General features: G+C 40.8%; 23 protein-coding genes and 3 tRNA genes. 7 read left to right on the top strand and 19 right to left on the bottom strand.

Annotated elements, in window-relative coordinates; genetic code table 11:
- Positions 1 to 126: 126 nt before the first annotated feature.
- On the top strand, positions 127 to 792 hold the full coding sequence (locus FW759_RS05155; protein ID WP_062845020.1) for a trimeric intracellular cation channel family protein: 666 nt from the start codon (positions 127 to 129) through the stop codon (positions 790 to 792).
- Positions 793 to 821: 29 nt separating this feature from the next.
- Here FW759_RS05155 and recJ read toward each other — a convergent pair whose 3' ends face one another.
- Entirely contained in the window at positions 822 to 2,657 is a 1,836-nt protein-coding gene (gene recJ, locus FW759_RS05150) for a single-stranded-DNA-specific exonuclease RecJ (RefSeq protein ID WP_446442376.1), read from the bottom strand.
- A gap of 304 nt (positions 2,658 to 2,961) precedes the next feature.
- Between recJ and FW759_RS05145 the strand changes: the two genes are divergently transcribed.
- Together FW759_RS05145 and FW759_RS05140 are read left to right on the top strand one after the other, a co-directional pair.
- Complete coding sequence (locus FW759_RS05145) at positions 2,962 to 3,477, top strand: DUF697 domain-containing protein (protein WP_062845022.1); 516 nt, start codon at positions 2,962 to 2,964, stop codon at positions 3,475 to 3,477.
- 246 nt (positions 3,478 to 3,723) lie between these two features.
- The gene (locus tag FW759_RS05140) at positions 3,724 to 4,113 is read left to right on the top strand and encodes a hypothetical protein (protein WP_443505702.1); all 390 of its coding nucleotides are present in this window, start codon (positions 3,724 to 3,726) and stop codon (positions 4,111 to 4,113) included.
- Between the two features lie 122 nt (positions 4,114 to 4,235).
- Here the strand turns inward: FW759_RS05140 and FW759_RS05135 are convergent, their stop codons facing one another.
- Both FW759_RS05135 and uvrB read right to left on the bottom strand, forming a co-directional pair.
- A complete protein-coding gene (locus FW759_RS05135; protein WP_062845024.1) occupies positions 4,236 to 4,604 on the bottom strand; it encodes a hypothetical protein in 369 nt (122 codons plus the stop codon).
- 337 nt (positions 4,605 to 4,941) lie between these two features.
- On the bottom strand, positions 4,942 to 7,053 hold the full coding sequence (gene uvrB, locus FW759_RS05130; protein WP_446442375.1) for an excinuclease ABC subunit UvrB: 2,112 nt from the start codon (positions 7,051 to 7,053) through the stop codon (positions 4,942 to 4,944).
- 392 nt (positions 7,054 to 7,445) lie between these two features.
- Here uvrB and dps point away from each other — a divergent pair, with 392 nt between their 5' ends.
- The gene (gene dps / locus FW759_RS05125) at positions 7,446 to 7,928 is read left to right on the top strand and encodes a DNA starvation/stationary phase protection protein Dps (RefSeq protein WP_062845026.1); all 483 of its coding nucleotides are present in this window, start codon (positions 7,446 to 7,448) and stop codon (positions 7,926 to 7,928) included.
- A gap of 164 nt (positions 7,929 to 8,092) precedes the next feature.
- Here dps and FW759_RS05120 read toward each other — a convergent pair whose 3' ends face one another.
- From FW759_RS05120 to FW759_RS05090, 7 genes are all read right to left on the bottom strand, one after another.
- On the bottom strand, positions 8,093 to 9,157 hold the full coding sequence (locus FW759_RS05120; protein ID WP_095570222.1) for a cation diffusion facilitator family transporter: 1,065 nt from the start codon (positions 9,155 to 9,157) through the stop codon (positions 8,093 to 8,095).
- A gap of 174 nt (positions 9,158 to 9,331) precedes the next feature.
- Positions 9,332 to 9,886, bottom strand: coding sequence for an acyl-CoA thioesterase (locus tag FW759_RS05115; RefSeq protein ID WP_062845028.1), 555 nt, complete (start codon positions 9,884 to 9,886; stop codon positions 9,332 to 9,334).
- Positions 9,887 to 10,021: 135 nt separating this feature from the next.
- Complete coding sequence (locus FW759_RS05110) at positions 10,022 to 10,432, bottom strand: DUF2177 family protein (protein ID WP_062845029.1); 411 nt, start codon at positions 10,430 to 10,432, stop codon at positions 10,022 to 10,024.
- 108 nt (positions 10,433 to 10,540) lie between these two features.
- Positions 10,541 to 11,935, bottom strand: a complete 1,395-nt coding sequence (locus tag FW759_RS05105) for a class I SAM-dependent methyltransferase (protein ID WP_446442374.1) — start codon at positions 11,933 to 11,935, stop codon at positions 10,541 to 10,543.
- Between the two features lie 99 nt (positions 11,936 to 12,034).
- On the bottom strand, positions 12,035 to 13,075 hold the full coding sequence (locus tag FW759_RS05100) for a DUF1365 domain-containing protein (protein WP_446442373.1): 1,041 nt from the start codon (positions 13,073 to 13,075) through the stop codon (positions 12,035 to 12,037).
- Positions 13,076 to 13,135: 60 nt separating this feature from the next.
- Positions 13,136 to 14,857: an NAD(P)/FAD-dependent oxidoreductase gene (locus FW759_RS05095; protein ID WP_446442372.1), complete on the bottom strand. Its 1,722-nt coding sequence runs from the start codon at positions 14,855 to 14,857 to the stop codon at positions 13,136 to 13,138.
- Between the two features lie 70 nt (positions 14,858 to 14,927).
- Entirely contained in the window at positions 14,928 to 15,665 is a 738-nt protein-coding gene (locus tag FW759_RS05090) for an SDR family NAD(P)-dependent oxidoreductase (RefSeq protein WP_353670123.1), read from the bottom strand.
- A 464-nt stretch (positions 15,666 to 16,129) separates the two neighbouring features.
- Between FW759_RS05090 and FW759_RS05085 the strand changes: the two genes are divergently transcribed.
- Together FW759_RS05085 and FW759_RS05080 are read left to right on the top strand one after the other, a co-directional pair.
- Entirely contained in the window at positions 16,130 to 17,332 is a 1,203-nt protein-coding gene (locus tag FW759_RS05085; protein ID WP_446442371.1) for a pyridoxal phosphate-dependent aminotransferase, read from the top strand.
- 258 nt (positions 17,333 to 17,590) lie between these two features.
- Positions 17,591 to 17,666: transfer RNA gene (locus FW759_RS05080), tRNA-Asn, on the top strand.
- Between the two features lie 224 nt (positions 17,667 to 17,890).
- On the opposite strand, the gene copM is transcribed toward FW759_RS05080, so the two are convergent.
- From copM to msrB, 7 genes are all read right to left on the bottom strand, one after another.
- On the bottom strand, positions 17,891 to 18,625 hold the full coding sequence (gene copM / locus FW759_RS05075; protein WP_353670124.1) for a CopM family metallochaperone: 735 nt from the start codon (positions 18,623 to 18,625) through the stop codon (positions 17,891 to 17,893).
- A 135-nt stretch (positions 18,626 to 18,760) separates the two neighbouring features.
- Positions 18,761 to 19,228, bottom strand: coding sequence for a DUF305 domain-containing protein (locus FW759_RS05070; protein WP_353670125.1), 468 nt, complete (start codon positions 19,226 to 19,228; stop codon positions 18,761 to 18,763).
- A 104-nt stretch (positions 19,229 to 19,332) separates the two neighbouring features.
- On the bottom strand, positions 19,333 to 19,614 hold the full coding sequence (locus FW759_RS05065) for a YrhK family protein (protein ID WP_353670126.1): 282 nt from the start codon (positions 19,612 to 19,614) through the stop codon (positions 19,333 to 19,335).
- A gap of 348 nt (positions 19,615 to 19,962) precedes the next feature.
- Positions 19,963 to 20,039, bottom strand: a tRNA-Asp gene (locus FW759_RS05060).
- Between the two features lie 38 nt (positions 20,040 to 20,077).
- Positions 20,078 to 20,153 (bottom strand) — tRNA-Val (locus FW759_RS05055).
- Positions 20,154 to 20,447: 294 nt separating this feature from the next.
- Positions 20,448 to 20,933, bottom strand: a complete 486-nt coding sequence (locus FW759_RS05050) for a glutathione peroxidase (RefSeq protein ID WP_062845037.1) — start codon at positions 20,931 to 20,933, stop codon at positions 20,448 to 20,450.
- A gap of 171 nt (positions 20,934 to 21,104) precedes the next feature.
- On the bottom strand, positions 21,105 to 21,530 hold the full coding sequence (gene msrB / locus FW759_RS05045) for a peptide-methionine (R)-S-oxide reductase MsrB (protein ID WP_062845038.1): 426 nt from the start codon (positions 21,528 to 21,530) through the stop codon (positions 21,105 to 21,107).
- A 453-nt stretch (positions 21,531 to 21,983) separates the two neighbouring features.
- Here msrB and FW759_RS05040 point away from each other — a divergent pair, with 453 nt between their 5' ends.
- Entirely contained in the window at positions 21,984 to 23,633 is a 1,650-nt protein-coding gene (locus tag FW759_RS05040) for an aminotransferase class I/II-fold pyridoxal phosphate-dependent enzyme (RefSeq protein WP_446442370.1), read from the top strand.
- Positions 23,634 to 23,748: 115 nt separating this feature from the next.
- Here the strand turns inward: FW759_RS05040 and FW759_RS05035 are convergent, their stop codons facing one another.
- Both FW759_RS05035 and FW759_RS05030 read right to left on the bottom strand, forming a co-directional pair.
- A complete protein-coding gene (locus FW759_RS05035) occupies positions 23,749 to 25,356 on the bottom strand; it encodes an inorganic phosphate transporter (RefSeq protein ID WP_062845040.1) in 1,608 nt (535 codons plus the stop codon).
- 232 nt (positions 25,357 to 25,588) lie between these two features.
- Positions 25,589 to 25,717 (bottom strand): hypothetical protein, encoded by a 129-nt coding sequence (locus tag FW759_RS05030; RefSeq protein WP_446442369.1) that lies wholly within the window; start codon positions 25,715 to 25,717, stop codon positions 25,589 to 25,591.
- Positions 25,718 to 25,915: the final 198 nt, after the last annotated feature.

Raw genomic sequence — 25,915 nt, 5'->3', positions numbered from 1 at the left:
CTTAGTGCTTAGTATAAATCTTTAATGTGAGTGATTTGATGCAAATATAGTAGTATTGGCACCTTAGTTTTGGTTTAGCATATCCAGTATCGATTGATTATCCTCTAAATTTAATGAGACTTGTTTATGCTGGCTATCGCATTGAATCCTGCAACGCTAATCACCACTTTTGACCCCGGTTCTTTGATATATCTCTTTGACATGATAGGCATTGTGGCTTGTAGTATTTCAGGCACAATATTGGCCAAGCATAAGAAATTCGATGTATTTGGCTGTCTACTTGTCTCCATTGTGACTGCTATCGGTGGTGGGACTGTCCGCGATGTCATTTTAAACCGTCATCCATTATTTTGGATGGTAGACATGAGTTATCTGACGGTCATCACTATTTCTTCATTGGTCATGCAAATATTTTTTCATCCCAATTCCAAACGTGTCAATAAATTCCTTAGATTATCAGATACCATCGGGTTATCTGCTTTTACACTCATTGGTATCAAGGTCGCTGACAGCATGGGAACAAATGTGCCTGTCGCCTTGCTGCTGGGTGTGATTACTATCATCGTGGGTGGCATCATTCGTGACATGATCTGTAATGAGATTCCACTCGTGCTTCAGCAAGAGATTTATATCACTGCAGCATTAACTGGCGGTATTCTCTACTTTGCCCTGCATAATCTTGGTGTAAGAGATTGGGTCACAGATATCGCCACAATGAGTACGATTTTTACTTTACGTATGCTGGCGATACGCTATGACTGGCAGTTTCCAACACTTGAATGGAAATATTAAAATATTTTACCTCTCAGACAATTAGTCTCTTAAGTCGTTTTTACTACTGCCAAGTCTTTGACCATCAATTGTAAGCTTTGTTTGCCGTTCCATTCATTGATGTCCAATTGAAACAACAAATGGACACGTTCGGTACGATAATCCCAAATGCTACTATCAAAATTAAAATAGATAGCTTCAATCGGATACTGTACATCAGGATATCGCAGTGATAATTTAAGATGCTTATCTTTTAATATCTTAAAACTCAATACCTCAAAAACGCCGTCAAATATTGGTGGCGCAAAACCATGACCCCAAATGCTGGCATCGGCCAAATGCTCAGCAAACCATAGGCTAAAATCAGTTGCCTGCAACGGCCCATCACTGAATTTCTGTTCTGCAAAAATCTCATCATCTATCTGTGCCATAACATCATTAAAAGCTGTCTCAAATGCTTCGAAGTTACGACGTTTAAGCGTCAATCCTGCGGCCATTGCATGTCCACCGAAGTGACTGATAAGATCAGGATGACGCTCAGCGACCTGCTCAATCGCATCACGAATATGTACACCAGCGATAGAACGTGCTGAGCCTTTGATGGCATGATCTTCGCCCGTCCGCTGCGTATCCGCTGGAGCAAAGACAATACTAGGCAAATAATGACTTTCTTTTAAGCGTCCAGCCACAATGCCAATCACGCCTTGGTGCCAGTCGTCCTGATATAAAATAATACTGCGTTTGTGCGTGTTGATAGTTTCTGTTTTGGGCGCACACTGCACAATTACATCATCGCTTTCGTTATTTTCAATAGCAGCGTCGTCACTAACATCATTACTATCAATTTCAGTTAATGCCTGCACAATACTATCTGCTTGTGCTCGCATCTCTCCTTCTACCTGACGACGAGTACGATTTAACTGCTCAAGCTCCTGAGCCAAACGCTGCGCGGTAGGCCAATCTTCGGTCAATAAGCATTCGATCCCGATACGCATATTGTCCATACGTCCAGCAGCGTTAATACGTGGACCTAAGACAAAGCCAAAATCTTGTGCCTGTAATTTCTTAGGGTCACGCCCTGCTTGCTCTAATAAAGCCAAGATACCTAAGCAGCAGCGACCTTGGCGAATAGCAGCCAGACCGTGATGCACTAAGATACGGTTGTTTTTATCGAGCACGCCAACATCCGCGATCGTGCCGAGCGCCACTAAGTCTAGATACTGGCTAACTTGTACAGTAGATTTACCCTCTGCCCGGCGCAACTTGGCGAGACGCCCAAGTACATAAAAAGCCACGCCCACCCCTACGAGCGCTTTACTGGCAAAACCACAGTCAAGCTGATTAGGATTGACCACAGCTTGTGCTGGCGGTGTCTCTTTAGTAGTTAGATGATGATCAGTAATAATAACGGTGATGCCATCCGCTTGTGCGCGCGCTACACCTTCATGGCTGGAGATACCGTTATCTACCGTCACTATCATATCTGGCTGATAAGTCTTGATACCCAGCTCAACAATTTCTGGCGTTAGACCATAACCATACTTGAAACGATCAGGCACTAAAAAATCAACCACAGCACCCATTTTGGTGAGTGCACGCATCATAAGCGCTGTACTGGTTGCGCCATCACAATCAAAATCACCAACGATTAAGATGCGTTTACCTTCATCAATTGCTTCATCTAATAGGCGGACTGCTTCTATGACACCGTGCAACTTCTCAGCAGGTAACAATCCGGATAGTCCAGTATCAAGTTCTAAAGGATCGGTGATACCGCGACCTGCATATAAGCGAGCAAGCGTTGATGATTGAGCAGCAAGGGGTTGCAGTGCGAGCGGTAACTTGTCGATGCGAGTATGGGTATAACGAGGGGTTAAATTTAGCATTTGCCTATTCTACTGACTTTAGCAGAGGCTCACAATCACAATTTTTGTCATACTTGTTTATTTTTTTACCTCAAAATACAAAGATAAGAGCTATGATAAAGCGCTTATTTCGGTGAATATGTCAAAAAACTCATTATTATCCTACTTAAAAATCTAACTATTTACAAAAACGGTGCATAGTTGCTGTATTTTTCTGCATTTTGCTACAAAGCAATGATTGTATACGGTTTATAAATCCATAGAATGGTAGCCATCTGCACAACTTGTTATTCATTTTTTAATTTTATATTTATAAGGATATCCCATGAAAACCACACCACTTGCTGAAAAACTACCAGATACTATTGACCCAAACTTAGATCTTGAACAAGTAAAAAAAGAATGTCAGAAGCTGGTAAAGAAGCGCGCTAAGATATCTGCTGGTGTAGCTATCGTCCCTGTTCCGTTTTTTGACGTTGCAGTTGATGCTGGTATGCTTACGCAGTTGGTGCCTGAAATCAGTGAGCGTTTTGGTTTGATTGAAGGCCGCCAATCAGCAATCGATTTGCAATCTAGAGCTGTACATTGGAGTGCATTAAAAGACCGCACGGTAGATTTTGCTGGACTTATGGCAACTCGCGGTATTGTTAAGAAAACCATTCAAGGCTTTGGTGGTCGTATCGCAGCCAAGCAAGTTACCAAATTTGTTCCTCTTGGTGGACAGTTAGTTGCAGCAACAATGGGCTATACTATCTTCAAGAAAATCGCAAACGATCATATCAATGAGTGCTATAAACTGGCCAAAGACATTCAACAAAAACAACATAGCAAAAATGTCTGAAATATAGCGTTTGTTCGAATAAAATTTAACCAGCTAAGATGTGTTGTCTTAGCTGGTTTTTTAGATTCTGATCAATAGTCATGTCAGGTGTTAAACGCAAATTTACAGACAGTAAGATCTCTTATCTTATAAGTTTTGAATAACCATTTTAAAAATATGCAATAATTATAAGCTAAGCCCAGCTATTTATAGTTAGACATACGTATTTTCGCTGTCATATCAATCAAAACTTTAGAGGATTTATCCATGAAAAAACGCTTTGCTTCAACCATTTTGCTTGCTACCCTCGCTTTAGCTGGATGTACGACGACAGATGGCACCAATAACAGTGCAGGCAATGCTATCGGTACAGCAAACGACATTGGTATGAACGTTTTTAAATCAGCAATTGATAATCAATGCCGTATCCAAATTGAAAAACAAAGCGCTTGGCGTATTGCCAGCGTTGCTATGACTGATACGCAACAAGAAGCAGTGAAAAGCAATGTTTGTGGCTGCGTGAGCGAACAGGCACCGCAGCAAGTCACACTGGTTGAACTCGGCAACGCTGCCATAGATTCACAATATCGCACACAACTGGTGGCAAAAGTCGTCGCAAAATCTCTACAAAGCTGTTATGCAAGTTTCACCAAATAAGCGTATCGAATAAATATATAAGTCCATAAAAAGGAGCCTAATATAGAGGCTCCTTTTTATTTCCAAGTCTGTCATACAGACAACATTTTGTATTTAAAATAAACGAGCTTATATTGAAAGTCTTAAATGTTAGAAGGCTTAGACGGCAGAGATGCAGGGGAAGGCAGTACTTTATTGCGACGGAAGTATTTAGAAGAACCCTCAATCACTTTGTCTACTTCTTTTATTAAATCTGCAATCACATCATCATAAACACCGTGATATAGCTCGGTTTCAAAGGCAGTAAACGGGTGCTTACGTGATGCTGAACCTACCTCAGTAATCCCATGTTTGGTATAAAAAATATCCACTCGACCATCGCTGTTGAGGACACAATTTAACAAACCATCTGACAATTCCATCTGTATACGCTCAGGCATAAAAATATAATCATCTACATCAATGAGCTTCTTTTCTACTTCTCTTTTAAAAAATGATTTGATATCAAACATAGAGCTTTCCTTCACTTAAAATTTATAGAATACGTGAGCACGCCTGACTTTTTTATCGTCGTCCAGCATTTATCCATCTGCTTTTTAGGTCATGCCTTATCTACACATCATATAAGATATATGAATATATTTTAAGGTGCGGTATGTAAAACTGCGTTTGATGTTAGTAAAAATAAAATATTCATATTACCAGTATTTAGACTTACCAAAATCTGGCTTAAATACATCTCGCTCAAGTACAATGATAGCTCTTTCATTGTTTGATTGATAAAAAAGTGAGCCACAGACTATGCAACTCACTTTTAAAACTTAATAGTACTCAAACCAAACTAAGCCGTTAAATCAAATGCGCTTTAAGCTCAAGCACTCTATCACGAGTTTTTGCCGCTTCCTCAAACTTCAAGTCACGAGACATTTGCTGCATTTGCTTCTCTAAACGTTTAATCTCTTTGGCAAGCAAATCTGGGCTACGTAAAATACTGATATCCACATCAGGTAAATTACTCTTAACCGGAATGGCATGATTATCATTGGCATCCAAGCTCTCGCCCGTATCAATCTTATCCGTAATACTACGGCGTGCGCCTTTTGGCGTGATGTTATGCTCAAGGTTGAAAGCAATCTGCTTATCACGGCGACGATCGGTTTCGTCTATCGCCTTTTGCATACTTGGAGTAATGCGATCGGCGTACAAAATGGCTTTACCATTCAAGTGACGCGCTGCACGACCAATCGTCTGAATAAGTGAGCGCTCAGAGCGCAAAAAGCCTTCTTTATCAGCATCAAATATAGCAACCAGTGACACTTCAGGCATATCCAAACCTTCACGTAAAAGGTTGATACCAACCAAGACATCGTGCACACCCGTACGTAGCTCGTGGATAATCTGCATACGCTCAACCGTATCAATGTCCGAATGCAAATAAGCCACTTTGACATCATATTCTTTAAGATAACTGGTCAAATCCTCTGACATACGCTTGGTGAGTGTCGTAATCAATACACGCTCATCTTTTTCGCGGCGCTTGGTAATCTCTGACAGTACATCATCCACTTGCGTCAAAACAGGACGAATTTCAATCTCAGGGTCAATCAAACCGGTTGGACGTACTACCTGCTCGACCACCTGTTCGCTATGTTCTAGCTCATACAATGCTGGTGTCGCACTCACATAGATGGTTTTGGGCTTGATACGCTCCCACTCTTCAAACTTCATCGGGCGGTTGTTCATCGCACTTGGCAAACGAAAGCCATAATTGACCAAGTTCTCTTTACGCGATCTATCCCCTTTATACATCGCACCAATCTGTGAGACAGTGACATGCGATTCATCAAGGAACAATAAGGCATCTTCGGGAATATAGTCAAACAAGGTGGGCGGCGCTTCTCCTGATGGACGACCAGAGAGGTGCTGCGAGTAGTTTTCGATACCGTTACAGTAACCAAGCTGCTGAATCATCTCAAGATCATATTGTGTACGTTCTTTGAGACGCTGCGCTTCAATCAGTTTATTGTTATCACGGAAATATTCTAATCGTGGCTCTAATTCCTCACGAATTGTATGGCTAGCAGCTTCTAGTTTATTGCGCGGCGTCACATAATGCGATTTGGGATAAATCGTAATACGCGGTACACTGCGTACCGTCTTGCCTGTTAAAGGATCAAACCAAGTGATTTTCTCGACTTCATTGTCAAATAAATGCACACGCACCGCCAGCTGCTCCGACTCAGCCGGATAGATATCAAGCAGCTCACCGCGCAAACGATACGTACCACGACCAAAATCCAGCTCGTTACGTGTATATTGCATCTCAACCAGACGCTTAATCGTCGCGGTACGATCTATCTGATCGCCAACCACAACGTGCAATAGCATTTTTAAATAGCTCTCTGGATCACCCAAACCATAGATACACGACACCGAAGCCACAATAATCGCATCACGACGCTCTAATAACGCACGCGTGGCAGACAGACGCATCTGATCAATATGATCGTTGATGGCACTGTCTTTTTCGATAAAAGTATCACTGGCCGCAACATACGCTTCAGGTTGATAATAGTCATAATAACTGACGAAATACTCAACTGCATTGTTAGGAAAGAACGATTTAAACTCGCCATACAACTGCGCCGCAAGGGTTTTGTTGTGTGCCATGATAATGGTTGGACGCTGACATTCAGAGATGACCTTGGCCATCGTATAGGTTTTACCAGAGCCAGTCACACCAAGCAGCAACTGCTCATCCATGCCAGAATTGATACCATTCACAAGCTTCTCAATCGCTTGTGGCTGATCGCCTGCTGGCTCAAAATCTGTCACCATCTCAAAGGCACGACTTGATATTTGCGTCCCTGACGCATTGACACCACTAATTTCAGCTTCGCCTTGTAGCTGAGTGGCCAATTGATTTAACTGACGCGATGAGCGCGGTTCAGGCATTCTCATAATAGCTTTCTTCTTATTAAAGTTTATAACAATATGGGGTCTGAGAAGCGGTTTTTAAAGGCTTTGTAGAGGATAGTCATGAGTCTTATCTTATAAGCATACGCTTCTTTCCCCACTCGAAATATAAGTGTATAAAGATACTATTTATTGAGAAATAAACCTTTCACCGTTGTAAAAAACGCACATAGCATGGGCTAAATTTACAAAGAATTTCACGATTAACAAACCCATTACACGACCACCTAACAAAGCATAACGCTTGAGGGTTTTATCTTTTGTAGAAGCTGCTATTATCGACAATGAATTAACAAGCAGTCGTTAAGTACTATATTAATAACAAAATATTAATTAGAAAATTTAAATTTAATAAAACTAAGAGAACGGAGAAAATTATGAGAGAACGTTTCGCAAGTGGAATTTCAGACGATACCGCCAAAAAAATGATTGATCTATTGAATGCAAACTTAGCCAATGTTATTGATTTAACCTTAGATGGTAAGCAATGTCATTGGAACCTACAGGGCACTGGATTTATCGGTGTGCATCAATTGTTAGACGACACAGCAGATCGTATTCGTGAAGTATCGGACATGATTGCTGAGCGTATTGTTATCTTGGGCGGCCAGCCAAACGGTCTAGCCAGTCGAGTAGCCAAAGATTCTATCTTAGACGATTATCCAACTGATATCACTGAAGTGGATCAGCATGTTCGTGAAATCACTAGCCGCTATAAAAAAGTAGCTGAGACTCTACGTAAAGCTATCGACACTGCAGGCGATGCAGGTGACGAAGATACCGCTGATCTATTAACAGAAGCCAGTCGTATTATTGATAAAGACGCATGGTTCATTGGTGCGAATGCTCCAAAGAAATAATACTTGGTAATGTTGGTTGATGACCAATATAACTAGAAAAGAAAGGGTCGCTTACTATAGCAACCCTTTTTTTATATTGAACTTTTATAATAACTATAGAGTACAGATATAACTTGTTTAACATCACTTCTTATGGCTACTACTGAGCTATCAATAACCATAAGCTATTGAGTCACCAGATCTTCTTCTAGAACCAGTACGTCTGCATTGGGCACTGATAGCGTTAAGATCGCCTCTTGAAACAGGGGGTTAGCACGAAACTGGTTTTCTATGTCTTCAAATTTTTGTGCAAGCTCTTTTTCTTTTTGATTACCAGCGATATCTACTGCTGCCACCATAAATATTTTTTTAGGCCCTACCCATTCTAAATGTAGATACGACACACTGTCTATGTCTGGATGAGTAAGTAACTCATTCAAGGCATAATCATGTATTTTTTTAGACACTTTATACCCAACCAAAAAATCTCTATTGCGGCTGATTAAAAAGATAGCCACTGCACCCAATAGTAGTCCGACGATGATAGAGCCTAATGCATCCCAAAATGGCTCACCTGTATAAGCATGCATACCCATTGCTGCTGCTGCAATGACCAAACCTGTCACTGCGGCCAAATCCTCAAAAAACACCCCACGCAATGTTGGGTTTGAAGTACTAACTACGTAACCAATAGCGCTAATATTCATAGCTTGACCATGTTTCTTGCTTTGTAGGTACGCTTGGACAAGCGAAAACCCTTCCAGTAGAAAGGCGACCGCCAATACAATAAATCCGATAGTATAGTTAGTCTCACTCTCCGCTGCGTTCCACTCGGTGATACCCGTATAAATGGAGACGATAGAGCCTGCCATAAATACACCGAAAGCTGCAATCATCGACCAGACATATGACTCCTTACCATAACCCAAGGGATGACTCACATCAGCAGGTTTTACTGCCTTTTTTTCGGCAACAATCAATAATGTACCATTGCCTGCATCTGCCCAAGAATGCGCAGATTCTGCAATCATAGAAGCAGAACCTGTCATAAATGCGGCTATTGTTTTTGCAATCGCAATAATAACGTTTGCCCCGACGGCAATTAATACAGTAATCAACGAGCTAGAATGTTGCGTGTCTTCATTGTCACTAGAGTGGTTGCTAATTTTATTAGGACCGCGTACACCGCGCGATATTGGTTGAACGGACGCAGAACGGCGTGAATTGTTTTTTGATGATCTTACACTCATAGCAGTCTCAATAAGGTAACCAATGGCTTACCATGGTTTTGTACAATATCTTTATTTTAGTAATGCCTAGAAAAATCCAAGTTGAGGATAACCTATTCCCACATATAGTATCAGTGGTTTTTTAGTGTTGGTGGCTCATGATTAAACTTGTATGAAAAACGATGAGCTAACGCGTTACTTTGAGTGCTCCTCATTATCGTAAGTTAACTCTCCTATCATATTCTCTAAGTCACAGCTTGGACGATGCGAGCTTTCCATACGCAAACTTTTACGCTCCAATGCTGCATCAGCGCGACACTGCTGCATCTTATCTTTAATAATAAGCGGAGGTACAGTCGTAGGCTTACCTTTATCGTCGATCGCAACCATCGTAAAATAGCAGCTATTCGTATGGCGCACCGTACGAGCGCGCACATCTTCCGCTTCGACACGGATACCAATCTCCATTGAGGTATTGCCCACATGATTGACACTGGCAGCAAAAGTCACAAGCTCACCCACATAGATAGGCTCACGGAACATGACTTGGTCAACAGACAATGTCACGACGTAACTACCACTATAACGGCTGGCACACGCATAGGCGACTTGATCAAGCATTTTGAGCAAATCACCACCATGTACGTTTCCAATAAAATTTGCCATATCAGGTGTCATAAGTATTGACATATATAGTTCATGGTTCAATGGCGCTTTTTTAGCAGTCGAGCTGGTATTATATTGCGGCATAACTTTCCTTGCGATTGTCTAAGACTTATTTTATTTCAAACATTACTTGTACTGTAGCAAACAGCTTAGCGCAAATAGGTACCTATCGGCCAAAGGTCTGAACTACATAAACACATATTTTTATAATAATTTCAATTAGCTTAACCAGTGAAAGCGGTAGGCAAGCCAAGCAACGATCGCACTGACCGAACCTGTCAAAAAACCACCCCAGATAAAATCAACCACTGCCGTATCTAATGTAAAACCTTTATACAGTGCCAGATTGGTGAAATCATATGTCCCATAGGCCATAAGACCAATCAATCCACCAAGTAAGAAAATATGACCAATCGAAGCACCTGCCTTGATTTGTGGGTATAAAATCAATATACAAAGTGCCAGTATGTAGAACATATAAAACACGCCAGCGGCGATCATATTTGGTTCATCAGCCAATAAATGACCAATACGTGACTCATAAAAAGCCCCTTTCATGGTCGTCAACCAAACTGCATCAACGCCCAAGAATATGACGACAGCGGCAAGATAGATAAATACATAAGCCATATCAACGTCCTTTTATTTAGAGTATGTTAATCGCTGCTCACAAGGCAACCAGCGTCTTATTTAAATGCACCGTCGTTATTATCATTGGCCATAATGACAACTACCTTATTAACTATTAGAGCTATCAAGGACGGGCAAATCAACAAAGTGCATCGTATCGATGTTATTCGGCTTGACTGCTGTCAATTGTACCACGCCAATTGTGCGCTCTAAAAACCCGCCTTCGCAATAACAGAAATAAAAATTCCACAAGCGTATAAAGGCATCATCATAACCCAGTGCTTCGATTTCTTTACGCTGAGCCATAAAAGCAGCGCGCCAATCGCGTAGCGTATATGCATAATCAAATCCGTAGTCGTGCAGCTGTTTGATGACCATGTCCGTCTGCTCAGCAAACTGATTGTTGAGCTCTTGGTTTGAGAGTAAACACCCCCCTGGGAAAATATGAGTCTGTATAAAATCCACTGACTCTAGATACTCTTGGTAATTTTGGTCATTAAAAGTAATCGCTTGCAATACCATCAATCCTGTCGGCTTAAGCAAACTGTTGCACTTGGCAAAAAAAGTTGGCAGGTACTCATGTCCAACGGCTTCGATCATCTCAATACTAACCAACTTGTCGTACTGCCCTGTCAACTCACGATAATCTTGCTTAAGTAAGGTGATTTTATCTGATAGTCCTGCCGCTTTTACTCGACGCTGCGCCTCATCATACTGTGCATCAGAAATAGTAGTGGTTGTGATTTGACAGCCGTAATGTTTGGCTGCATAAATGGCGAAACCACCCCACCCTGTGCCAATTTCTATCACATGATCATCAGCGGTCAGTTGTAATCGTTGGCAGATAAGTGCCAATTTATGCTGCTGAGCATCAGCAAGTGATACGTCAGGCGTACGATATACAGCCGATGAATACATCATCGTTTCATCTAAAAAACGCTGATACATATCGTTGCCTAAGTCATAATGTGCAAGAATGTTTGATTTAGCACCAGATTTATCGTTGCTGCGTAGCTGATGCTTGGCTTTTTCAAATGCCTTACTCACACCAGCAAAGCGATTTTCTAGCTTATTTAGCACTGCTAAGTTGCGAGCCGCTAATCGAATCAGACCGGTCAAATCATCCGTATCCCACTCAGCGTTGATATAGCTATCTGCTAGTGCGATAGAACCACCGAATAATAATTGACGATAGACAGCACTGTCGTGAATCGTTAGCGTGACGTGTAGTGAATGACGGCCGACATCCGAACTGCTTGCTAAACTGGTTGCTACGTTACCAAAGCTACTTTTGGTAGGGGCTTTCTTACCAAAGGCTTCGATTAAAGTCAGACTACCGAACTGAATATGTGTTAATGCTCGAAATATAAGCTTTCTTGCCAATTGATTGACCCCATCATTGACGGGTTGCAAGATAACACTTTGTTTTACTACTTTATTCAACCGTTCAGATAACTTTTCTACTGCTGAGATAGGTGCGCGGTCGGTCGGTCGTGCTGGCATCGTATGCGGATCCTTATTTAAGGTATTTTATGTATGAGTCTTATGTTTAAAATATTTTCTAAATATTCAGACAGTTGTTAGTTTTTTTAATATCACTCATTAAGAGTGCGGTTTTTTAGCATTTGCCTTACTTTGTTTACTATCTGCCAATTTTTCATCATAGTTGATATAGGGCACTTTTTTGATTGCATAAAGTTTGAACGCATGCCAGTAAATACGCATTAAAGACGTGATATTCATCAGCGGATTTTTTTTTAAGCTTGTGCGGACAGTGTCATCTGTCATTGGTACACCTGATACTTTGATGCCCGTTTTTAGTACCTCACCGCGCTCGTCACTGATATCAATAGCAATGCGAACCTGCAAACCTAAATCCGATTGTAAATGTGCCCGCTCGTTTTTAATTTGCTTAACCGTAACCTGCCAGCGATATAGCTGATCGATAGGGTTAAAAGGTGACACGTGAAAGTCTTTATCATGACAAAACTCAGTATCTTCACCTTCCAATAAAAATCCATAACAATGGCGTTTGTCCCATGGTGTATTAGAGACCTCAGCCAATAAGTGAGTAGGCGTTTGCTGCTCATCAAAACCAAAATAAAAATTGACGGGACTAAAGTAAAAACCAGCATTACGGCAAACTACAAGTCCAAGCATATCACCTACTGGCGCGCTACCAGCATGAATAGTAAATGCGTGGCTTAGACGCTGATATAATGCTTGTACGTGATTCAAATCATCATTAGCACTATTATTGCTTAGGCTATTGAACCCTTTTAAGTAGTCGTTAGGATAAAAATGCTGCAATGCTTTTTTGCGCGCTGAGAACAATGGCAGCTTTTTTGATAGCAAATTCTTTAGCAGTGGCTGCTTCAAAGAGAGTTTACCCGATGGCCGCTGTTTTCTTAAAGCTTGACTCTGGTTAAAAACGGGCACACCTATCTCAGGCAACTCCTCTCCTCTAACCAATGCACTAATATTCACACCCCAATAGCGATAAGGATAGGCAAACTTATGCGCACTTGGCAATAGTCGACTGTGCCAAGTCGTCCCTTCAAACAACTGATGTGACAGGGCCGTAGCACCCTCAAAAGCTTTGTGGCTTTTTGGAACATCAGAATACTGAAAGGGTATGGTCATATACATTCTCTTTTGTCACAGACAATTTTTACGAGTGCTTCTTATCAGTCGTTTTTGTCATCATTTAAATTTACGGCGCCCAAATAACCATCGTTTCTTAGTTGCATGGGTATCAGTAGTTGAGTTCTGTAAATGATCTATATATTCAACCAATTCTTGATTGGTCGTTGCCGTAGCGACTTCTCGCTTATTTAATTTACGCAATCTTGTATCCGCTTTTATCGGTAAGTCTTTATAACGAAATGGTGTATTTGCACTATCTGCATCAGGCAGGTGCGTCGGATCAACTTCCTCTCTTATGTCGATATCATAGCCAAGTGATTGGCACACTTGTAAACCACTGCGTACGCCATCTTCGTGAAATCCATTGAACCAATAAGCCCCGCAAAAATGCGTATGCAAGCCATTGCCAGAGATACTTGACCATTTGTTTTGAGCAGCAATAGCTGCTTTATCAAATACAGGGTGACTGTAGTCGATACGCTTAATCACTTGCTTGTCATCGATATCATAATTGAGAGTCACAAAATAATTATGCTTTTTGGTAAGACGCTGCAAAATATTCATGTGGTACGTGAGCACAGGTTTGACTGGTATTTTACTGTCGCTCGTATTTTGGTTAGCGTTGTCACTTACTCCTGTACTCAAGTCGTTCTCGTCTATCAGGTAATTCCAACTTGCCCAAGCTAACGGTTTTTTAGGTAAGACGCTGGTATCAGTATGAAGTACTGCCGTATTGCCAGTAAAACGAAAATGACTCAGAACGTCCGTTTCATCCATGCTGGCATCTTTGAGAATTTTGAGCGCAGTATCAGCATGACAAGCGAAGATGACTTCATCGAATACCAGATTTTCGCTGCGGTTCTTTGAGTTATTCGTGGTCTGGACTGTCAATATTACTTGATCATGCTCACGTAACACAGACTGTACTGGGCTGTTTACTCGCACCTTCCCGCCTGCTTTGATAAAACGTGGTATCAGTTTATTGATGTATTGCTTTGAGCCACCCTTGATCGTAAACCATTGCGGACGATTGACCACATCTAGCAAACCATGATTATCAAAGAACTGTGCAAAGAACACTAATGGAAAATCTTGCACTTCATCCAGACTGGTTGACCAAATGGCAGAAACCATCGGCAATAGATAGTTATCTAAAAACAGCTTACCGTAGCGTTTTTGAGCAAGATAACCGCCAAGCGTTTGCTCGGTAAAGGTACTAACGTCTTGTCCTTGTACACGCGCTGCTTCATAGTCTTGACGAAGCTGTTTGATGTGCTTATTGAACTGTAAAACATCTTTGATAAACTGCCAAAACTTTGGATTCAATACATTCTTACGCTGCGACAATAAGGTATTTAGCGTATGGCCATTGTACTCAAAATGACGCGCTGTATTTTTTACTGAAAAGCTCATATCCGTCGCTTGAAAGGGCACTTTTAAATCATACAACAGACGAAAAAAATTCGGATAGGTACGCTCATTAAAGACAATAAACCCTGTGTCTATTGCACTACTTTCTGTGTTACTGGTTTTTGACTTTTTACCATCTTGTAACGCCACATCAATGGTATTTACATGCCCACCGATGTAGTCATTGGCTTCAAACACAGTCACATCGTGTTCGCTGATCAAATAATGCGCACAGGTCAGTCCCGACACGCCTGAGCCAATGATGGCTATACGTTTTCTAGATTGAGGCTGATCATCGCTTTTTATCGTTTTAGTATTTTGCTTCGCTGTCTTTAAGTTACGTGCTTGCTTTAAGCGATGAAACAACATAGAGGCGTTCCTATCCGTATGGTTGACTTATTTTTACTTATTAAACTACCTATTTGGCAGTCATCATGCGTTATTTTTTATTGATCTTTTCACTGACTTGCTGCCAGACCAAATCTGGTAATGTTCCTAGCGCTTTTAGTGGTAACGTCAGCTTTTTGGGAAATTCGATCACTTCATGACCGCTATCAATACCATCACGAATGGCTTGACTCGCCTGCTTCGTGGTTTGAATAAATGGCATTGGGAAATCGTTTTGTTTGGTCATTGGGGTTTCAACAAACCCTGGCACCACAAGGCTAACCGCAACATCATGCGGTGCCAGACTGATTTGTAAAGTTTTCATTAAATAATGAACAGCTGCCTTTGAGCTTCCATAGGCTTCTGCACGAGCAAAAGGTACATAGGCTGAGGCTGAACCAATACCAACCAAGCGACCTTTTGACTCAATCAGCTTGGGTAAGACGCCTTCAATGGCATGCGATAACGTACCTAGGTTTACTGACATGACTTTCATAAACTTAGCACTATCAAAGTTTGGCATATCCAGATATTCGCACATGCCTGCCCCGCAAACTGCCAAATCAACCCTGCCAATTTTACTAAAAGCTTCAATCACCTCTTCTTGATTCATCAAATCCAACTCAATGGTTTCGGCGCCCAATGACTTAAGCTCAGCCAGTGCATTATCATCACGACCAACCGCATAAACATGATGGTTTTCTGATAAATAATCTTTAGCCAGTTGATTACCGATACCAGAGGTTGCTCCGGTGATGAGAATGTACTGTTTTTCAGTAGATGCTGTCATAGTAAGCGTCCTTTTAATTATAATTTTAGTCAGATATTTGTCATTCTCTCAATCGTTGAGTAGTTATTTTTCACCTACTTATGATTGATTGCAATATTCAAGATATTGGTCAAATATTTTTAAGGTTTTATTCATCTTATTTAATATATCTAAATAATGATAGCGTAAGGAGACGTATTTATTGTTGTGGTTTCGAAATCGTGTCGTATAGTCATGTCAAATCTTATGTACGCTATCTATCATCATAGTATTCCTCTAACTTATATGTTTGCGCTCATATAGTCGTCATCTTCTGTTACCGCCAATATAAGACAGTGCAATAACAGCATGCTACAATCTCCACTGCTACACTCAAAGCGCCTATCGTTGTCGATGGTCACTAAACACGTAGTACCTGCACAATAATTTAAAAAGCGCTATCCCTAGTAATAGATTTACCTACTCCAATATAAAAAGGATCTCTCATGAGCGAGTTACAACTGTCTGACCGCGTTAATAGCATCAAACCATCACCGACTCTAGCGATTACAAATAAAGCCAAAGAACTAAAAGCGGCTGGTAAAGATATTATTGGTTTAGGCGCTGGTGAACCAGATTTTGATACACCAGAACATATCAAAAAAGCAGCAATTGATGCAATCAACGATGGTTTTACCAAATACACTGCTGTCGATGGAACGCCAGAGCTCAAAAAAGCCATCATTGAGAAGTTCAAGCGCGACAATGACATCAGCTACGAACCTAACGAAATTCTTGTGTCAGTTGGTGGTAAGCAATCATTTTTTAACCTTGCACAAGCTTTCATCAATCCAGGCGATGAAGTTATCATCCCAGCACCGTACTGGGTCAGCTATCCTGACATGGTTATCATCGCAGAAGGCGTGCCTGTCATTGTTAAATGTCCTGCTGAACAAGACTTCAAAATTACCGCTGAGCAATTAGAAGACGCTATCACTGACAAAACCAAAATGCTGGTACTAAATAGCCCATCTAATCCGACTGGTATGATTTATACGCTAGATGAGCTAAAAGCCATCGCTGAAGTATTGAAAAAACATCCACACGTTTATGTGGCGTCAGATGATATGTATGAGCACATTCGCTGGACGGGTGATAAGTTTTACAACATCTTGAATGCAGCCCCTGAGCTTAAAGACCGCGCCATTATCTTAAATGGTGTTTCGAAAGCATATGCAATGACAGGCTGGCGTATTGGTTATGCTGGTGGCCCTGCCAAGCTGATTGGTGCAATGAAAAAAGTACAATCACAGTCAACCTCATGCCCAACATCTATCAGCCAAGTGGCTGCAGAAGCTGCGATCAGTGGTGATCAGAGTGTATTAGAGCCAATGGTTGCAGCGTTTGAAAAGCGTTGTGATTTGGTGGTGGATGGTTTAAATAATATCAAAGGTATTACTTGCCTACGTCCTGACGGCGCATTCTACGTCTATCCAGAAATCAAACCTCTGATAAAAGCTGCTGGTCTATCGTCATGTACTGAGTTTTCAGCATGGTTATTGGAGAAAGTGGGTGTAGCAGTCGTACCTGGTGATGCTTTTGGTCTTGGCGGCTACATGCGTATTTCTTATGCAACCGATGAGGCAACGTTGAAGGATGCTTTATCTCGTATCGAAAAAGCGGTTGCCGATTTAGACGTTGCTGAATAAATCTTAGACAGTCACTGATCTCAAGAATATTTTGATAAGTAAAGACGCCATATGCTCTCTATGTGGCGTCTTTTTTATACGCATTTTAAGATTTTTGGATAAAAATTTAATATTACGTCATTAAAATGATAATTTTAATCAATTATGCAAAAAAACGCTTGACGTATTTTTTATCTTTGCTAGAATACGCCCCACTTAGCAAGAACTCGTTAGAGACTTCTAAGGCTCGTTGTAAGACATTAAATGTCTATAGCCTATTCTCCAATAGCTCAGTTGGTAGAGCAACGGACTGTTAATCCGTGTGTCCCTGGTTCGAGCCCAGGTTGGAGAGCCACATTCTAGTAGTAAATTTTTGAATCATCTTTGATTCGATTATGGCATTTGCCAAGACCCTCATCACTTTGTTGAGGGTTTTTTTATGGATTTTATTAATCAATGGAAGAAAACCATCTATATATCAGCACTTAATAATTAACTATGATTTTAGAATAGTCACTATAGCTAACGCACTTCAAAAAAAATTTGCTTAAAATACTCTTCAAAAGAGATGTTAACCTTCTACTCTTTATTCTTGGCTAACCAGTCTTGCATTTGCTCAATTTCAGGCTGCTGAGCATCGATTATCGCTTGCGCCAGTTTGCGCATCTCTTCATTTTTACCATATTTAAGCTCTACAGTTGCCATATTAACTGCCCCAACATGATGTGACAACATACCACGAGCAAAAGCTCTATCAGGATTGGTATCAGCGATAGCAGCCATCATTTCACTATGCATCGCGTCCATGCCATCAGCGTATGCTTTTTGCACAGCTTTCGTGTCAGTCATTGGTTCAGTAGCATCAGGATTACTAGCTAGCCAACTCTGCATTTGCTCAATTTCTACTTTTTGAGTATCAATGACGTTTTGTGCCAATTGTAGCATTTCTTCATCGGCACCATATTTGAGCTGAATCTCTGCCATGTCAACTGCGCCAATGTGGTGACCAAGCATTCCCTGGGCAAATGCAGCATCTGGATCATTGTATTTCATACCAGCCATCATCTCATCATGCATATGAGTCATGGACTCGTTGTATGCTTGGTGCATATCTGTCATCGTATCATCTGACATGTCATGTCCAGCATGAGCATCCATTGAAGGAGTATCTGCTACCGTATTCTGGTCAGACGCGACTGCTTCTTTCTCAGCCACATTTGTATTTTCATTAGCAGGCTGGCAAGCACTGAACAGCAATGCAGTGCTGATGGTTACCATAAGAACAGGAAGGCGTGAATGTATAATGTTTTTCATGTTGTATCCTTAATCACTATAGTAATCACTACAATTTGATTATCGTAATGCCTATAAAAATCAGCAAACCATTGAGATTTAACAGTTTGAAAAAGTAGTAAGTATCACTTATAAAAATGACTTGTTTCAAATAGTTTATTCTAATTTTTCGACTAGTGCTTGCATCTCTTTAATTTCACGTTTTTGCGCTTCGATAATATCATCAGCGAGTTGTCGTACACGCGGATCTTCTATATCTGCTCTCGTGCTAGTCAAGATGGCGATAGAATGATGCGGTATCATAGCTTTCATCCAATCGACTTGATTAACAGTGGCTTGAGATCTAACGCCCCATATACCCACAGCAAACATTATCACGCTCAGACCATAAATCATCAAATTAAGCTTGGTCTTTTTATACATATTAGCCATAAATGCCAGCATAATAACTGCCATTCCTGCACCCATATATAGCGCCATATAGGCTCTAGTCTCACTAAAATAAATATGATTCCATTCATAGGTGTTGAAGTACATCATGATATACATCACCACGGTTGATGTCAGAATCATCAAGGTAAACTTCACATAAGGATTCATCTGTTTTTGGTTATTACGATTCATCACTTTATCTCCATTCATCTGATCATTTTGCTACAAGGTGATGCCTGTCTTGATTTAAGAAATATAGAGAAAGCACCCATTTAATATCATTTGCTAAAACAACGCTACTGATCATAATCATTGTGCTGATTTAACTTATTAAATGCCTTTTTGACATGTACCAGACTCGTCAACTTGATAAGTGGTTTAATGATCAGCTGCGCACTTCCTACGATAAACAACCAAGTACCATCTTGAGTCAGTGATTCATTTAAAAAGAAAAAGCTTCCAATTAGAAACCAAATAGCGATTAATAAATCATTGAGTGCACCTAGAGCCTCATATCGGCGCTGTATGATAATGTGTCGTTGACCGATATCCATCCCCCACTTCCTATTTTTACTCACAACTTGTCCCTTAGCCATATATCACTTTATGAGTCGCACAGATATATCAACTAGGCAGTATGCTTGTCAACGTCACGTTACAGAAAACCGACTTGAGAAAAAGTCGTATAAGTTATGGTATAAAAGGTAATATTGATGACTAAAACCAAGAAGAAGAATTGAAAGCCGTAGAAAACTTTGGGAATGTTTTCTTGATATAGACAAGATATTGAAAAATACTAAAGAGATATGTCTGAAATTTTTGCTATTCAGACAAGAGATAAAAACTACAGACACAAAAAACCCCAAACAAAGTTATGTTTGAGGCGAAACTTGCTTAAACTTTACAGTTTAAATTCGTTTTAAATATGGCGCAGCGGACGGGACTCGAACCCGCGACCCCCGGCGTGACAGGCCGGTATTCTAACCAACTGAACTACCGCTGCTTAGGTCGTTTTAGCTTCTTTAACCACTTGCTAATAAGTGGTGGGTGATGACGGATTCGAACCGCCGACATTCTGCGTGTAAGGCAGACGCTCTACCAACTGAGCTAATCACCCTGAAGAGCGTATAAAAAAAGCACTGCTTTTTTAGCTCTGCAAGAGAAACTCTTTAAAAAGAATTTCTGTATTGCTTCGTTAATATAAGTTGTCACACTTAAGTTAACTTAATCAGCTAGGGTTGTTTAAGTCCCCTTGCTGTGGGTGTGTATTATATAGATTTACGCATGGCTGTCAAACGCTATTTCCTACTTTTTTAAATATTTTGCATATTTTTATCAGTATTTATAGCAAGCATCTGTTTTTATTGGTTTTATATTTTCATACAAAACCAACTATTTTTATCTTATGATGTTATTTGCCAGTTAATACTTGTTCGATATCGGCTTTGATTGCATCAGGCTTGGTGGTTGGCGCATAACGATCGACGACTTGACCATTACTGTCCACTAAAAACTTAGTAAAGTTCCATTTAATGCCATCAGTTAACAAGCCACCCTTTTGGTCTTTGAGCCATTTAAAGATTGGATGCGCATCTGCCCCATTGACATCGACCTTTGCCATCATTGGAAAGCTGACCCCATAATTCTTTTGACAAAAAGCACCAATTTCTTCATTACTACCTGGATCTTGGCTACCGAACTGGTTACAAGGAAAGCCCACGACTACCAATCCCTGCTCTTTGTATTGTTGGTACAGTGCCTCTAATCCTTCAAATTGCGGCGTAAAGCCACACTTACTTGCAGTATTAACAATTAGCAATACCTTACCCTTATAATCCGAAAATGCTTGCGACGTTCCATCCATATTCTCGGCGGTGAAATCATAAATTGTGCTCATCATTTATCCTTAAATTGATTGATAGGTAATACTGTTTGATTGGTAACGCTATTCTTTAATAATATTAATATACAGCGCCAATAATTAAAAAGGAAGCAACACGTGCTTCCTTTATTTGCTCTTTTAAGGCGTCATCTCAAAGCTACTATCAAATCATAGTTGGTCTCAAAACTATTTTTCAGATTTGTCCAAATCGATAGCCACTGAGTTAATGCAATAGCGCATACCAGTCGTCTCACGTGGTCCATCAGGGAACACATGACCCAAATGTGCGCCGCAGTTGCTGCAAGTCACTTCTGTACGAGTCATACCCAATGAGTTATCGACATGTTCATCTATAGCACTGTTATCGACGCCTTGGTCGAAACTTGGCCAACCACAACCCGCATCAAACTTACTGCTTGAATCAAACAAACTGGCACCGCAACCTTTACAGCGGTAGACGCCATCATCAGTCGCATCATTATAAACACCTGTGAATGGACGCTCTGTGCCTTTTTCACGCATGACGTGATACTCATCAGCACTTAAACGCTCTTTCCAGTCAGCATCGGTCAGTTGGCTGATTTCTTCTTTGCTTAATTGATTGTCTTGCATAATGTGTCCTTATTTAAATATTTATTATCTGCTCTACTACGTTTAACCTGCTATCAAAGCATCACCGTTCTATTAAACGATAACCTCTATCTTTTGGTTATCTATCCAATATTCAAGTCGTGCTGTACAAGAATGATACTGATAACAACGAATAATAGGGCTTATGAAAGAAGCAAATCTAGATTAAGTACCAAAGGGTGGACAACTATCTCGATATATAACTTTAATAAAAACCATTTTGAAAAATTTTAGGACTTTAGATGAGATATTTAAGTATACAATGCAAGTTATTCTTGCAATTAATATGATTTTTAAAATAACTTGCATGTAGGCTTGCGTTATCATAATTTATGCAATAATATCTTGCATTGATATGACGCTAAAACTAACACTTTCTATTTTTGTAACCAGTTCTTTATTACAAATCAATGGATTAAAAGCACTGAGGTAATTATGATCGATGACAAAAGCAATAGTACACAGGCTGCGCGTCTAGTACAGTTGCGCCGCGATAAAGGTTTTACTGCTGAACAATTGGCACAAGCAATGACAGCCGCAGGTGCCAAAGTCAGCCGTGGTGCCATCTCTAATTGGGAGCGTGGAACAAACGGTATTGTCTCATCCAAATTACCAACCCTTGCACGTATTTTGGGGTGCAGCGAAGGCTACCTATTACGCGGGGAACATCAGAATGATGCTGCCAATAGTGCAGCATCTACCGATGATCAGTCACAACAGCATGCAAATCTGAATAGCGTTATGTCAGCAAGTTTGCCAACCGATAATAAGAATAAAATTTTAATAAATACATCAGCATCACTTTCTGATACTCGTCAATATTCACCAAACAATGCAATGAATGGTCACTCTATGAACACAATAAAAAAATCTGATAAATTACAAAACGTTTGCTATGACATTCGTGGTCCCCTATTGCAAACTGCTAATAGAATGGAAGCTGAAGGCAAACGCATTTTAAAGCTTAACGTCGGCAACCCTGCACCTTTTGGCCTACAAGCGCCTCATGAAATTTTGCAAGATGTGGCTATGAATTTGTCTGAAGCAACAGGATACTCAGATTCACAAGGTATTTTTTCAGCACGTAAAGCGGTACTGCAATATTACCAATCAAAAGGGTTGTTATCAGCAGTCGATGTTCGTGATGTTTATCTTGGCAATGGCGTCTCTGAGTTGATTGTCATGACCATGCAGGCTTTGATGAACGATGGTGACGAAGTATTAATTCCAATGCCTGATTATCCTCTATGGACTGCAGCGGCCAATCTATCTGGCGGTACAGCGGTGCATTATCGTTGCAATGAAGAAGACAACTGGCAACCTGACATCGAAGACATAAAATCTAAAATCACCAGTAAAACAAAAGGCATTGTGGTGATTAACCCTAATAATCCAACAGGTGCGCTGTATAGCGACGACTTACTCAAGCAAATCATCGAAGTCGCCAAAGCGTATGACTTGATCATCATGGCTGATGAGATTTACGATCGTATTCTCTATGACGATACCGTACACACACCGATGAGCACCTTGACTGACGATGTACTTGTTCTGTCATATAACGGCTTGTCAAAATCACACCGTATTGCAGGGTTTCGTGCAGGCTGGATGATGGTATCCGGTCGCAAGCAACATGCTGCTGACTTCATCGAAGGTTTGGATATGCTGGCATCTATGCGTTTGTGCTCTAATGTCCAAGGGCAATATGCCATCCAAACAGCGATGGGCGGCTATCAAAGCATGAAAGATTTGACTTCAAAAACTGGTCGCTTATACAAACAGCGTGAGCTTGCGGTATCGCGACTCAATGCAATTAAAGGTATTTCTTGTACCATGCCGCAAGGCGCATTTTATTGTTTCCCAAAGATTGATCCTAAGGTTTATCCTATCGAAGATGATATGGCATTTATGATGGATTTACTTATCGAAGAAAACGTATTAATGGTACAAGGTACGGGATTCAATTGGGACAAGCCTGATCATTTTCGCTTGGTATTCTTGCCAAATTTGAATGATTTAGAAAATGCGATGGATCGCTTAGATCGCTTTTTTGCCAAAAAACGCCAGCAGTTTGGCACAGCTTAACCATTAAGCGGATATAAAAAACGCCTAGCGATAAGATAGCGCTAGGCGTTTTTTTTGGTAAGTAATCAGCTATTAATCGCTGACATTCATGAGACTTACGTTGTTGAGCGCTGCTTTAGAAAATGCTTCTCAATACCAGATAACTGATGGCAGACATGATAGCTGCAGCAGGTAGCGTAATAATCCACGCCAAGCCAATTGGCTTCATAAGCGCCCAGTTAGTATCTTTATTGACAATACCAATACCAAGTACAGCCCCAACTAGCGTATGCGTGCTCGATACAGGTAGACCCATGGTAGAGGCGCCCATAACAACAGCCGCTGCCGCCAGCTCAGCAGAGAACCCAGAAGCAGGATGCATTTTTGCCAAGTTTGTACCCACCGTTTGAATGACTTCTTTACCGATGAACCAAAGACCCACGATAAGCGCCACACCAAATGTCAACATCACAGCAGGTGGTACAGCGGCTTCTGTAGAAATACTATTGGTACGAATGACATCCATGATGGCAGCAAAGGGACCCACGGCATTAGCGATATCGTTAGAGCCATGACTAAAGGCAAAAGCAGAAGCAGTAAAGACCTGCATCCAGCTAAACATAATAAACGTCGCTTTGGTCAAATCTTCTTTATGCTTACCGCGAATACTCTTGGTATAAATAAAGGTTGCTAACCATACGAGCGCCGCAATCATGCCCATGATTAAAAAACCTTGCAGCGTCGTCATACCACTATTGACGTTTTTAAGACCTTTGAACACGACCAAAGACGTCATCACTGCCCCGCCAGCCGCTGCAATGATAGGCACCCATTGCTTGAGTGCTTTTAGCGTATCAAGGCTGCCACGCTCGTTTTCGATTTCATATAGCTGCTTATAATAGTCGGTTTCCAAATCTTCAACAACGCAATCATCATCTTTATAGATTTCTTGATCGCGCAGCATCGCTGACGTATAAGCCAGTTGCTCTGACTCAGTGAGGCCGTCCAAAAACTCTTTATGGTTTTGCTTTAAGGTCTTTTTGTCCCCTTTGAGCACTGCAATGTGTGCCTCTGTTCTATCATTGTATTCAATGATATTTTTCTTGATTTGTCCGTATAAAAGGTAAGAAAAAACGCCACCTAATAAAGGAGACAATACCCAAGAAATAGCAATTGTCCCAACAGTGCCCCAATCTACTGTAGATAGAGCCATATCAGTACCACCTAACGTGATACCTAATACGATTGAGCTACCAATGACACCGCCGATAATGGCGTGAGTGGTTGAAACAGGTAATCCTTTTTTGGTTGCAAACAACAACCAAAATGCGGCAGCGATAAGTGCTGATAACATGACGTAAATAAACTGGTTGGGTGACACTGACAACCCGTCTAAATCGACAATTCCACTTCGAATGGTGTCGGTCACTTCACCACCTGCCAGTACTGCACCAGAGACCTCAAATATCGCTGCTATACCTAAGGCTTGCGGAATCGTCAGTGTTCCTGCACCAACAGAGGTACCAAAGGAGTTAGCGACATCATTACCACCAATATTGAATGCCATAAAGACACCAAAAGCGGTCGCAACAATAAAAAGCGTCATCTGTTGACGCATTGTGTAATCTAGACCCCACCACAAAAAGTAGGCGGTCATCGCAATCAGTAAAATGGCAAAAAATAGATTTATTCTCATAGAGCCAACTGATTTTGCTGGTTCTGTAGAACTGTTGCTAATACCCATACGTTGATACGTCCTGCGTAAGCTGATTGAAATTATATGCGGTTGATGATATTACGCTGTATATCCAGCGATTTTGTTTACTTTTAACATTCGATCTACTTATTTCTCTTACTTAAATCAAAAAGACGAGATAAAGCAAAAAACACATCACCCAATATGTCACAAAGCCGCAAGTAGCGTTGCCAAATCATCTGATTACAGCATCTTGCGGCTTAGATATTTCGTAGTGATACTATTGTAATGGTGCTAATGATACGGTAATTGCGTCTGTTGCAATATTGACCAACACAGTTAGGTCAACCATATCCAGCGATAAGAACATTCTGTTCAATAAGATTGTTTCATGTCTAACAGAAGTCATAACGCGCCTATTATATTAAATATAAGCGCACAATGCATGATGATATTGCGAGATTTGTAACTATCCATGCGTTGTATGGATAATTTCTTCGTTCAATACTCAATTATACCCTTTTTGCGTGGGCTGTTTCGAGATGAAAAGCCTGACTGTCACGTATACGTAGCGATAAAATCTCAGTTATAGAATAGACATTAAGTA

The organism is Psychrobacter sp. 1176_08, from assembly GCF_052850615.1.
Note: the sequence above shows the minus strand (reverse complement) of the source record. Positions and strands in the feature narration are given on the sequence as shown.

Coding starts and splice junctions, on each gene's coding strand:
- FW759_RS05155 (WP_062845020.1), top strand. CDS start 127: ATGCTGGCTATCGCATTGAATCCTGCAACGCTAATCACCACTTTTGAC.
- FW759_RS05100 (WP_446442373.1), bottom strand. CDS start 13,075: ATGACCATACCCTTTCAGTATTCTGATGTTCCAAAAAGCCACAAAGCT.
- FW759_RS05050 (WP_062845037.1), bottom strand. CDS start 20,933: ATGAGCACAATTTATGATTTCACCGCCGAGAATATGGATGGAACGTCG.
- recJ (WP_446442376.1), bottom strand. CDS start 2,657: ATGCTAAATTTAACCCCTCGTTATACCCATACTCGCATCGACAAGTTA.
- msrB (WP_062845038.1), bottom strand. CDS start 21,530: ATGCAAGACAATCAATTAAGCAAAGAAGAAATCAGCCAACTGACCGAT.
- FW759_RS05070 (WP_353670125.1), bottom strand. CDS start 19,228: ATGAATCGTAATAACCAAAAACAGATGAATCCTTATGTGAAGTTTACC.
- FW759_RS05095 (WP_446442372.1), bottom strand. CDS start 14,857: ATGTTGTTTCATCGCTTAAAGCAAGCACGTAACTTAAAGACAGCGAAG.
- FW759_RS05035 (WP_062845040.1), bottom strand. CDS start 25,356: ATGGGTATTAGCAACAGTTCTACAGAACCAGCAAAATCAGTTGGCTCT.
- FW759_RS05090 (WP_353670123.1), bottom strand. CDS start 15,665: ATGACAGCATCTACTGAAAAACAGTACATTCTCATCACCGGAGCAACC.
- FW759_RS05105 (WP_446442374.1), bottom strand. CDS start 11,935: ATGCCAGCACGACCGACCGACCGCGCACCTATCTCAGCAGTAGAAAAG.
- uvrB (WP_446442375.1), bottom strand. CDS start 7,053: ATGAGAATGCCTGAACCGCGCTCATCGCGTCAGTTAAATCAATTGGCC.
- FW759_RS05120 (WP_095570222.1), bottom strand. CDS start 9,157: ATGAGTGTAAGATCATCAAAAAACAATTCACGCCGTTCTGCGTCCGTT.
- FW759_RS05135 (WP_062845024.1), bottom strand. CDS start 4,604: ATGTTTGATATCAAATCATTTTTTAAAAGAGAAGTAGAAAAGAAGCTC.
- FW759_RS05115 (WP_062845028.1), bottom strand. CDS start 9,886: ATGCCGCAATATAATACCAGCTCGACTGCTAAAAAAGCGCCATTGAAC.
- copM (WP_353670124.1), bottom strand. CDS start 18,625: ATGAAAAACATTATACATTCACGCCTTCCTGTTCTTATGGTAACCATC.
- FW759_RS05140 (WP_443505702.1), top strand. CDS start 3,724: ATGAAAAAACGCTTTGCTTCAACCATTTTGCTTGCTACCCTCGCTTTA.
- FW759_RS05145 (WP_062845022.1), top strand. CDS start 2,962: ATGAAAACCACACCACTTGCTGAAAAACTACCAGATACTATTGACCCA.
- FW759_RS05110 (WP_062845029.1), bottom strand. CDS start 10,432: ATGGCTTATGTATTTATCTATCTTGCCGCTGTCGTCATATTCTTGGGC.
- FW759_RS05085 (WP_446442371.1), top strand. CDS start 16,130: ATGAGCGAGTTACAACTGTCTGACCGCGTTAATAGCATCAAACCATCA.
- FW759_RS05040 (WP_446442370.1), top strand. CDS start 21,984: ATGATCGATGACAAAAGCAATAGTACACAGGCTGCGCGTCTAGTACAG.
- dps (WP_062845026.1), top strand. CDS start 7,446: ATGAGAGAACGTTTCGCAAGTGGAATTTCAGACGATACCGCCAAAAAA.
- FW759_RS05030 (WP_446442369.1), bottom strand. CDS start 25,717: ATGACTTCTGTTAGACATGAAACAATCTTATTGAACAGAATGTTCTTA.